A 9,311-nucleotide genomic window follows, 5' to 3' on the forward strand; every position below is an offset into this window, starting at 1 on the left:
GGGGCGTAGCCACCCATCCTACGGGTGGTTGAGCGCGGACACCGGATTCCAGTCTTGCGCCTCACCGCGCGCTTGGCCGTAGTCGATCAAGCAGCGCATATAGGCCGGGTAGAATTCCTGCGGCTTGAGCGTGCGCCGCTCAGCAACCTGTCGCTCCGCACAGGTCGGACCCTTAGGATCGTAGCGCGGCCGGTATTCGTCGGGGTCGCCCTGGACGGTTTGCAATCCGTCGCCTGAAATGAACGCGACGCGCAGTCGGCCCTTCGTCAACGCCCAGCGACGCACATCGCTCACCGAAAAACGGTAGACTTCGGTTTCGAGCAGATCGACCGCCCGCAGCCCGTAATTGACGATCGACCATCGGGTGACGGGTGTACCGTCCTTGTTGAGCCATGGTCCCTGGAACAATTTGCCGTTGATGACGAGGTCGATGTCGATCGCCGGAAGCTTGTCGACCGCTGCGTCGATCTGCTGGAAGAACACGCCGAATTTGGCGCCGCCGTCCATGAAGGAGTGAGTCTGGCCGTTCACCGTCAGCGTGACCGGCGGAACGCCTGGCGGAACCGTCGCCGAGGCGATCAACGCCTCGGCATAGCATCGAGCATAGCCCCGCCGGATGGAGGGATCGGTTTCCTTCTTCGTCATGATTGCGAGCTTGGTCATGTCGATTGCGTAGCCAATGCCGTCGTCGAGATTGGAGACGCCGACCAGCAACGAGCGGTGATCGTTGATCGCCTCGTCGGCGACTTGGTCGAGCACCTCGGGCGTGATCAACTGCAGCAGCGACGCGCGGAGCGGCGCAAACGTCGCCAGCGAACCGCGCGCCGCCGCGCCGACATAGCTGAGACTGCCGACCTTCAGGAGGTCGCCTTCGCGTTGAATCTTATAGGCAAGCGCGTTGTCGGCGAGATAGCTCGAGCCTGGCTCTCCGAGGAGAGGATCGCCCCGAAAATAGGCCGGACTAGTCGAGCGCACCTGCGGCTGATTGGCAAGGAAGATGAAAGTGCTTTGCAGCGCGCCGGTGCTCACCGCGGTCACGACGCGATATTGGGGGATCGCCGGCAAACCGCGAAAGAACCCGGCGCCGAACGCACCGTGCATGCTCCCGCCGCTCATGACGAGGACGCGGTCGCGATCGGTCGATAGCAAACGAACACCCGGCGGACTGAGCAGACCCGGTAACACCCTGTCGAGGGTCGGTACGGTCCGGGTCAGCTGCAATAGCAGCTTGTTCTCGCCGCCCCCGACGCTGATCGGATAACCGGTCAAGGGGCAGGCGGCGGGCGGCGGCGGGGGCGGCGCAGGCATGGCATGGCTGCACGCGGACAGTCCCGCGAGCACGAGCAGCAAGGTCAGAAATCGCATCGTTGCGCACTCCCGGGCTTGGTGAATGGTCCGCACATTGTCCCCCAATCGCAGACGGACATCGACGGCGTGGCGGTAGCGAACGCCATCCGGTCAGACGCCCGGGGTCAGGAAGCGGCGAAGATTTTCGCGCAGCAGCGGGGCTTCGTGCGGGCGCCAGAAATCGACCGCGCGGATTGCGGCGACGGCGTTGGCCAAGTAGTTTTTGACCCCTGGTTCGCGCTCCAGCATGATCCAGTCGCTGCCGAACATTAGCCACTTGGCGGTCTTCTCGCATGGCGAATAGACTTGGGCGAGGTCGGCCAGGTAGCCCGGGCCATCGCCGTCAAGGAACTCCTGGGTGTAGCCGATGTCGAAGAAGATGTTGGCCTTGCCCGCGACGTTGAGCGCGAGGATTTTCGGCATCCATTCCCTGTATTCGGGCGTCATTGACCAATGCGCGATCGACGCCCGGAGCGGCCGTCCGGTCTGCGCCCAGACCCAGTTCGCCCGCTCGTGCCAGTATTGCGGACTGGCAAATTCACCGGTGCCTTTTGACGCTTCCTGGCTGTTACGGCCGTGCGCCACAACGGGAATATCGCGCCCTGCGCAAAACCGGAAGAAGTCGTCGAGGACATCCTCGATCCGATCGCCGAACTCGGGGATATGCCAACCATTGCGGTCCCAGCGCTGGCGAACGAGCCGTCCCGAGCGATCGCGTTCCGGCTCGTGGCCGCGGTTGCAGCTGACCCGAAACCCCATCGGCGGGTAGATTTTGAACCCAGACGCCAACGGTGCGCCGCCCCGCGACGGCGGATCGAGGCAGCTCTTGAGCTGGTCCCAATACAGTGACGCCGCCGGCGTCGCCAAGCGATCTTCAGCATGCCGCAGCGGATCGTAGCCGGCGAATGTCTTGATCGTGACTCGGTCCGCGACGCCGGCACCGTATCGGTCCCAGAAGCGCAATTGCTCGATCATCGACGAACCCGACGACGGCTGGTCGCCGAGCCACGCATCGTAATCCACCAGCAGGTTCACGATGAGGTCGGTCGCGTGCTCGCTATCGCTGATCGTCGCAAGATAATCGTGCAGATGCCGGCATCGCGGCAGCACCATTTCGTAGAACCATTTGATCGTGTCCCACAGCGCGCCGAGGTCGTCCGAACCCCGCACGCCAGCAAACGATACGCTCGGAATTGCCGACAATCCGGCCCGGACCCCGACATCCGGGCGTGCCGCCGCGCGTCCTTCGACGGCGACCCGCGCGAGAAATGCGCGGTCGACGGTCGCGCCCGTTGGCGATTTGGTGGTGGCATTCGCCGCCCCGCCCGTTGGGTCGGCGGCCTCGAGCAGCGCGCCGAGAACGGCATAACTGTGTGCGACGTCCTCCGCGGGACGGAGCGTCGCGGCCTGCCGGGCGGGGCGCGCCATGGTGTCGATGCGGTTGCCGAGCCGGTCTGCGAAAGCGCGCGGCGGCGCGTCGCGCGGGTTTTGGCGCAGCTCCGCGGCGGCGCTCGGTGCCATCGCCTTGAGCACCGACAAGGCGGCATCGATGAGCGCCAGCCCGACTTCCGGAATGTGCGGCAGGTATTCGGGCAGAATGACGAAGCGCACGAATCCCGCGACGGGGAGGTCGGCGGCGTTGAAGAGATGGACGTGCGAATCGCCCATCTTCGCTCGCGTCGGCGGCGCGGCGTCGAGGGGCGGACAAGTCGAGCAGGCGGTGACAAGTGTGGCCAACGCGGTTGCGATCAGCGCCCGGCGGTCGATGCTATTCTGTCCCCCAGTCATCATCGTCCGGTCCCCACCGTGACGTTGCAAGAAGCGAAACAGGATGTTGGCGATACGGTACCGACGTCATTCGCTACAGTACAAGAGTCAGCTTTGCCGTCCCCATCGTCAAGAGCTCAGTGTGAAAACCGAACCGATGTGGTGCCAATACCGCTACGCAGGCATGGCGATTTATTCTCTGCCCATATTAGGGGGGTAAGGGCTCGTCTCGGATCGTCCGAGCATGGCGGCCGACGGCGCGCCTGTGCAAGGCCGGCGGCCCCTCCAATTTTGCTGCGAACCGGAGCGTGCTGCGCACGCGAGTTTGTTTGTCTTCGACGCAACAAAATCGGTTCCTCCGCCGCCGCTTCGCGGTGCCTGCGCTGACGCTTCGGCAGCCCTGACAGACACGCCGGCAACCGCCGTCGAGGGGCCGTCTTCGATGAGGAAGGCATCAATCGATGGAGGTTCTCATGACCATGTTTCAACCGGTTTCGGTCGCGTCGGATCGCGTGATGGCAGCGTTGGTCGCGGGGCTCGAACTGGAGTTCGGGCGCGGCGCGGCAGAGGCGCTCGCGGCGCGTTTTCTGGCCGCGGAAGAAGCGGATTTCGTGTGGGATGCGCGGGATCAGGAACGCTGGCTCGGCGCGTATGAAGTGAAGGATGACGACGGTTTCGAACTGGATCGGGTGGCGATCACTGGACAATTCGAGGGCCGCTGGTTTGTCGCGGTGTGCATCGTCGATGGTGACGGAATGGCGCACGGGATGACGGGCAAGCGGTCGTTCGAAACGGCGAAAGCGGCGCAAAAGGCGTTCGAGGTACAGCGTTGAGCATCGGTTGAACGCGGCCGGGTGCGGTGCCGACAGGCATCGTGTCCCGGCTTTTTTTGTCCTCGGCGGGCGGGTTGGGCAGGACGAGAAAGTGAGGCGATTGGGTGAGAGAAGGGGAAGAAGCGGAAAGGTGGCGTAATGCCGCTGTAATTGGGCAAGCGAGGGCGCGGCGTGCGAGCGTTCCTGCGGGTGGAAACCGCAGGAGGCGAGCGATGGAGTATTTTGCCGGACTGGACGTGTCGATCGACGAAACCGCGATTTGCGTGGTCACCGACAGTGGTGAAACGGTGCTGGAAGTGTCGGTCGCGACCGATCCTGCAACCATCGCCGACGCACTCAAACCCTTCGCCGGGCGTCTGCGCAGGGCCGGTCACGAAGCCGGCGCGCTGTCGCCCTGGCTGCATCCCGAACTGCTCGCGGCCGGTGTACCAGCAGTGTGCCTCGAGACCCGTCACGTCCGCGCTGCGATGAGCGCGCAGCGCAACAAAACCGATGCGAAAGACGCCCTCGGCCTGGCTCACATCATGCGTACCGGGTGGTACCGCCAGGCCCATATCAAGACCGAAGCCTGCTACCGGATACGGCTGTTGCTGGTCCAGCGCCGCAACCTGAAGCGCAAGTTCCTCGACCTCGAAAACACGGTCCGCCACTCGCTCAAGGCGTTCGGTATCCGGCTCGGCAAAGTAGGTCGCGGCAGCTTCGATCAGGCCGTTCGCGACGCCGTGCAAGGCGATGCGATGACCGTCGGACTGGTCGAGTGCATGTTGCGCGCGCGGGCAGCTTTGTGGACAGAATATCTGGTCCTCAACAAGCTCGTCGTGCAGTTCGCGATGGCTGACGATCTGTGCCGCCGCTTCATGGCTATACCCGGCGTGGGGCCGGTCACCGCGCTCAGCTTCGTGACCGCGATCGACGATCCGGCGCGCTTCAAACGATCGCGCGATGTGGCCGCGTACTTCGGCCTGACCTCAAAAAGATGGCAGTCCGGCACCTCGATCGATGTGAAGGGCCGAATCAGCAAGGCCGGCGATCCGGACGTCCGGCGCGCGCTCTACGAAGCCGCGTCGGCGATGCTCACGCGCTTCAAGGGCATCGACACGATCAAGACCTGGGGCCTCGGTCTCACGAAGACCAAGTGCCACGCCAAGGCGCGCGTTGCGGTTGCGCGCAAGCTGGCGGTCGTGATGCACGCGATGTGGCGCGACGGCACGTTTTACGTCGGCGACCCGCAAGCAACTGAGGAGGAAACCGCCATCTGGATCGCGGCGAAAGCGAAGCGTTTAAGTTACGCCCGGACATAGGAGATCCGCGTCAGCGGATGAGGAATGGTACAGACGATGAAGACGGGAAGCACGTTATCTTGCCTGTGGCCGGCATCCCCGGACCACGCCGAAATGCCTGTGATGATGCCCCGTTACTCCGATAGCGACATGTGCCGCGACGGTAACGCAGCTGCCCGCGGGCTGCTGAAGCACGCCGTCGATGAGCACGGAAGAATGCACTGCGTACCAGACCTCGAATCCCGCCGCGCTGGGCCGACTCAGCAGACCATGATAGGAGGGCGACGATGGTAGAAAAGGCGACCAGAAAGAGCCCAATTAAGAAGGCAAGATAAAGCCGCGGCACCGTTGGTCCCGCAAAGCATTGTCTGCACATCGTTTTTTCGAGTCGCCGCTGGCACTGGTCTGGCGCGACCAGTGCCGTTTAACCCTGGACGCCAGCGTTTCCGCGGCTTCCATTGGCACCGGTTTTCAGTCGCCGCGAAGCGTATCAATATCAGGCTTTCAGGTATCTTGGGCGATCGCGATGCGCGACGAAGGCGAGTTCGAACCGCGGCTTGGCCGCATGCGCGCCAAGGGCGGCAAACGCGGGCGCAGCTATGTCAGCCGCGTGCTCGCCGCGACCAATTTGGCGCGCGGCGGCGGTGCATTTCCGGCCGGCAAAAAAGGCAGCTTCAGCGGCAACCGCATCGGTCGCGGCGCCGGCGTCGGGAATCTGCTCGCCGCGCGCGGCGGCTACAGCGCGCTTCGGCGGCGCCGAGTTATCATCAAGGCGAGCATCGTCAAGCTCGCGGGCAAAGGGGCGGCGGGCGCCGCGGCGCACCTTCGCTATCTGCAGCGTGACGGCACGACACGCGAGGGTGAATCCGGCGCATTGTATGGGCGCGACGAGGACATGATCGACGGCAAGGAATTTCGCGCGCGCGGCGCGGGCGACCGCCATCAGTTCCGCTTCATCGTGTCACCCGAAGATGGCACCGACTATGACGACCTCAAACCGCTGACTCGGCGCTTGATGGCGCGGGTCGAAGAGGATCTCGGCACGAGGCTCGACTGGGTGGCGGTCGATCATTTCAATACCGGCCACCCGCACACCCACATCGTCGTGCGTGGCAAGGATCATCTCGGCGCCGATCTAGTGATCGCGCGCGACTATCTGACGGTCGGCATGCGCGAGCGTGCCGCCGAGCTCATCGACCTCGATTTGGGTCCACGTTCAGCGCGCGAGATCGAGAGCGGATTGCGCGCCGAGGTGGAGCAGGAAAGGCTAACCTCGCTCGATCGCGCCATGCTGCGCGATCGGGACGGGCAGGGCGTCGTCGGGCCAGCGCGCGGCAGCGCGTTCGACCAGACGTTGCGCGCCGGACGGTTGGCTAAGCTCGCCAAGCTAGGGCTTGCCGAACCCCTCCGTGGCATGCGTTGGCAACTGGCGGCGGGGTATGACGAAACGCTCAAGCGCATGGGCGAGCGTGGCGACATCATCCGCACGATGCAGCGCGCGTTCGCGACACGCGGGATCGAGCGCGCGCGGGCCGATCAGCTCATCTACGATCCGGCCGCGGCAGACGCTCGGCCGTTGGTCGGTCGACTGGTCGGGCGCGGTCTCGCTGACGAGCACGCCGACCGCCATTACCTGATCGTCGATGGCGTCGATGGCCGAGGTCATTTTGTCGGGGTCGGAAAGGGCAGCGACCTGGATCTGGTCGCCGAAGGGTCGATCGTCCGGATCGATCCGCGCCAAGGCCAGATCCGCGAGGCCGATCGCACGGTGGCGGCGGTGGCCGCGGCGAACGCCGGACGCTACGACGTGGACGCGCATTTGCGCCACGATCCGAGCGCGACCGAGGCCTTCGCCGAAACGCACGTCCGGCGGCTCGATGCGATGCGACGACTGACCGGCCTAGTCGATCGTGAGCCGTCCGGTGTGTGGGTGATTGCCGAGGATCATCTCGAACGCGCCGCCAAGTATGAAGCGCGGCTGCTGGCCGACCGGCCGGCCACGGTGGCGATCCTGTCGCCGCTTCCGTTGGCGAAGCTGGTCGACGCGGACGCCGCGACCTGGCTCGATCGCGATCTGGTTTCTGCCGACAGACTGGCCGTCCGCAACAGTGGGTTCGGTGCGGACGTTCGGGACGCACAGGAGCGCCGCCGGCAATGGCTCGTGGCGCACGGCTTCGCCGAGGAAGCGGGCGGCGCGACGACATACCCCGCTGGCCTGATTGCGACGCTTCAGCGACGCGAACTGTTGCGCATCGCCGGGCAGCTGTCGGACGAGCTCGGGCTGCCGTTCGTCGAGGCATCGCCGCCCGGCGCGCGCATCGACGGTGTGCTGAAGCGCCCGGTCGATCTTATCAGCGGGCGGTTTGCGCTTATCGAAAAGTCGCGCGAGTTCACGCTGGTGCCGTGGCGCCCGGTCCTCGATCGGCAGTTGGGCAAGCCGGTGTCTGGGATCGTGCGCGGCGACGGGGTCAATTGGTCGGTCGGACGGGGCCGCGGCGGACCGACGATTTCCTGAGCCGGTAGACTGCGGCTGGAGGCATCACAGCCGCTCGAGATTGTCGGCGATGCGGCCAAGCAGCGCGTCGAAATCCGGTTGCCCGCGATAGTAGAGCGCGCGCGTTTCCCGATACGCCCGGGCGAAAGCGTTCCGAGTGGACTCGGCCTCGAGTTTGAAGGCCTGATTGATCATCAGATTCTTTTCGTCGGCGGCTGGAAAGCGCGCTTGTTTGTGGTCATGATAGGCCGAAGTCCCGATGAATGCCTGAACGCTGTCATCGCCGAGCAGACAATAGATGTCGTAATAATGCCGCATGAAGTTTTGCGGCAGCTCGCCCGTTTCCTGCTGCCGGCGAAACTTTGTCGAGATGGTCTGCAGCTTCTCGACGAAGGTGTAGCCCGGCTCGTAGCAATCCACCGCGTCGGCGCGGTTGTCGGTGAGGTTGAGCCCAGCCGCAGTTGCGCGCTCATAGGCCCAGGACGAGATCAAGCAGGGCCGGTTTGGTGCGACCTGGTCGAAACCGGCCTCGAGCAGAATGCCCGCCTTGATGCCTTCGGGGAGACGGTTGATCGAGGGGTAGTGGAGGCGAATACCGGCACTGCGCATCTTTTCGTCGTCGAAAATTTCGTCGCGGTCGGCGTTGTCGAAGCCGGGAATGGTGAGCCGCGGCGGCAATCCGTCATAGAATTGCCGACGCGCCTCGACATGGGCAGGCTTATTCTGATTTCGTCCCTGCGGAAGCGGTCCATCAGGATGGATCAGGATGTCGATGTCTTCCGAAAACCGGTGAATCAGCTGGAAGCCCTTGGACAGCGACGTTCCGCCCTTGAGTTCGAAGCGGAATCCCAGTTGCTGCAGGCCCCACAGGGCATGCATGATCCAATAGTCCTTCTCGACCAGGCCGGGATCGATCGAGAGCTCACGGGCCGTCACCGCGACCAAGTCCGGATAGTCGCGACTTTCGTGAAGCAGCATGGATCGACCGGTCAGGCCGCAGCGCTGTGGAGCACTGGTTCCAGCAGACGCTGGGCGCGCACGGAGCCGAACTCGCGCACGGCGCGCGCAAGTCGCTTTTTGTCCATCTTGCGTGCGCGGTTGAGCGCGCGCGGCAGCACGTCCCTGCTATCCTCGGGCAATCGGCCAAGATTGTGGAGGAGATCGACCAGCAGAACCTCCTGCGAAAGCTGCGCGGGCACAGCCGTCCGCATCCGGAAATCATAGGTCCGGCCATCGAGCTTGTAGCGGCCGTGGCGCTTGCGGTTGTACACGACCGGCTCGTTATGCAGCTGCGTCGTGCCAACGCCCAGGCTGTTGAATGCATTGGGCGACACCAGCAGGAAGCGATCGTCGCCGAGGAAGCTTTCCACCAATCTCTCTTCCGTTGCCGGGGCATTGCCGAACCGAGTCTTGCGCGGGGCGAGATACAGTCCGCCGGACACCTTCTCCAGCCTGCCGGTATCGACGAGCTGGCGAAGGTGACGATCGACCGATGTCGACCAGCGTGCGAGATCCTTGCGCCGGTACACCTGACCGGGCCGAAGCCGCTTCGTGAGATCTGTCAGAGCCGACATGTCATTATCCTCGTGA

General features: G+C 64.3%; 7 protein-coding genes. 3 read left to right on the forward strand and 4 right to left on the reverse strand.

The window, feature by feature from the left end; translation table 11 throughout:
• Positions 1 to 18: 18 nt before the first annotated feature.
• Positions 19 to 1,365, reverse strand: a complete 1,347-nt coding sequence (locus VH326_RS03610) for a patatin-like phospholipase family protein (protein WP_329630428.1) — start codon at positions 1,363 to 1,365, stop codon at positions 19 to 21.
• A gap of 93 nt (positions 1,366 to 1,458) precedes the next feature.
• Complete coding sequence (locus VH326_RS03615; protein WP_329630429.1) at positions 1,459 to 3,135, reverse strand: hypothetical protein; 1,677 nt, start codon at positions 3,133 to 3,135, stop codon at positions 1,459 to 1,461.
• A 452-nt stretch (positions 3,136 to 3,587) separates the two neighbouring features.
• Here VH326_RS03615 and VH326_RS03620 point away from each other — a divergent pair, with 452 nt between their 5' ends.
• The 3 genes from VH326_RS03620 to rlxS all read left to right on the forward strand — a co-directional run bounded on the left by VH326_RS03620 (position 3,588) and on the right by rlxS (position 7,742).
• Positions 3,588 to 3,947 (forward strand): hypothetical protein, encoded by a 360-nt coding sequence (locus VH326_RS03620; protein ID WP_329630430.1) that lies wholly within the window; start codon positions 3,588 to 3,590, stop codon positions 3,945 to 3,947.
• 212 nt (positions 3,948 to 4,159) lie between these two features.
• Complete coding sequence (locus VH326_RS03625; protein WP_329630431.1) at positions 4,160 to 5,248, forward strand: IS110 family transposase; 1,089 nt, start codon at positions 4,160 to 4,162, stop codon at positions 5,246 to 5,248.
• 505 nt (positions 5,249 to 5,753) lie between these two features.
• Complete coding sequence (gene rlxS / locus VH326_RS03630; protein WP_329630432.1) at positions 5,754 to 7,742, forward strand: relaxase/mobilization nuclease RlxS; 1,989 nt, start codon at positions 5,754 to 5,756, stop codon at positions 7,740 to 7,742.
• A 24-nt stretch (positions 7,743 to 7,766) separates the two neighbouring features.
• On the opposite strand, the gene VH326_RS03635 is transcribed toward rlxS, so the two are convergent.
• Positions 7,767 to 8,699: a nucleotidyl transferase AbiEii/AbiGii toxin family protein gene (locus tag VH326_RS03635; RefSeq protein WP_329630433.1), complete on the reverse strand. Its 933-nt coding sequence runs from the start codon at positions 8,697 to 8,699 to the stop codon at positions 7,767 to 7,769.
• An 11-nt stretch (positions 8,700 to 8,710) separates the two neighbouring features.
• The gene (locus VH326_RS03640; RefSeq protein WP_329630434.1) at positions 8,711 to 9,295 is read right to left on the reverse strand and encodes a hypothetical protein; all 585 of its coding nucleotides are present in this window, start codon (positions 9,293 to 9,295) and stop codon (positions 8,711 to 8,713) included.
• Between the last annotated feature and the right edge of the window lie 16 nt (positions 9,296 to 9,311).

This window comes from Sphingomonas sp. (assembly GCF_036269755.1).
In the GTDB taxonomy this organism is placed as follows: Bacteria; Pseudomonadota; Alphaproteobacteria; order Sphingomonadales; family Sphingomonadaceae; genus Sphingomonas.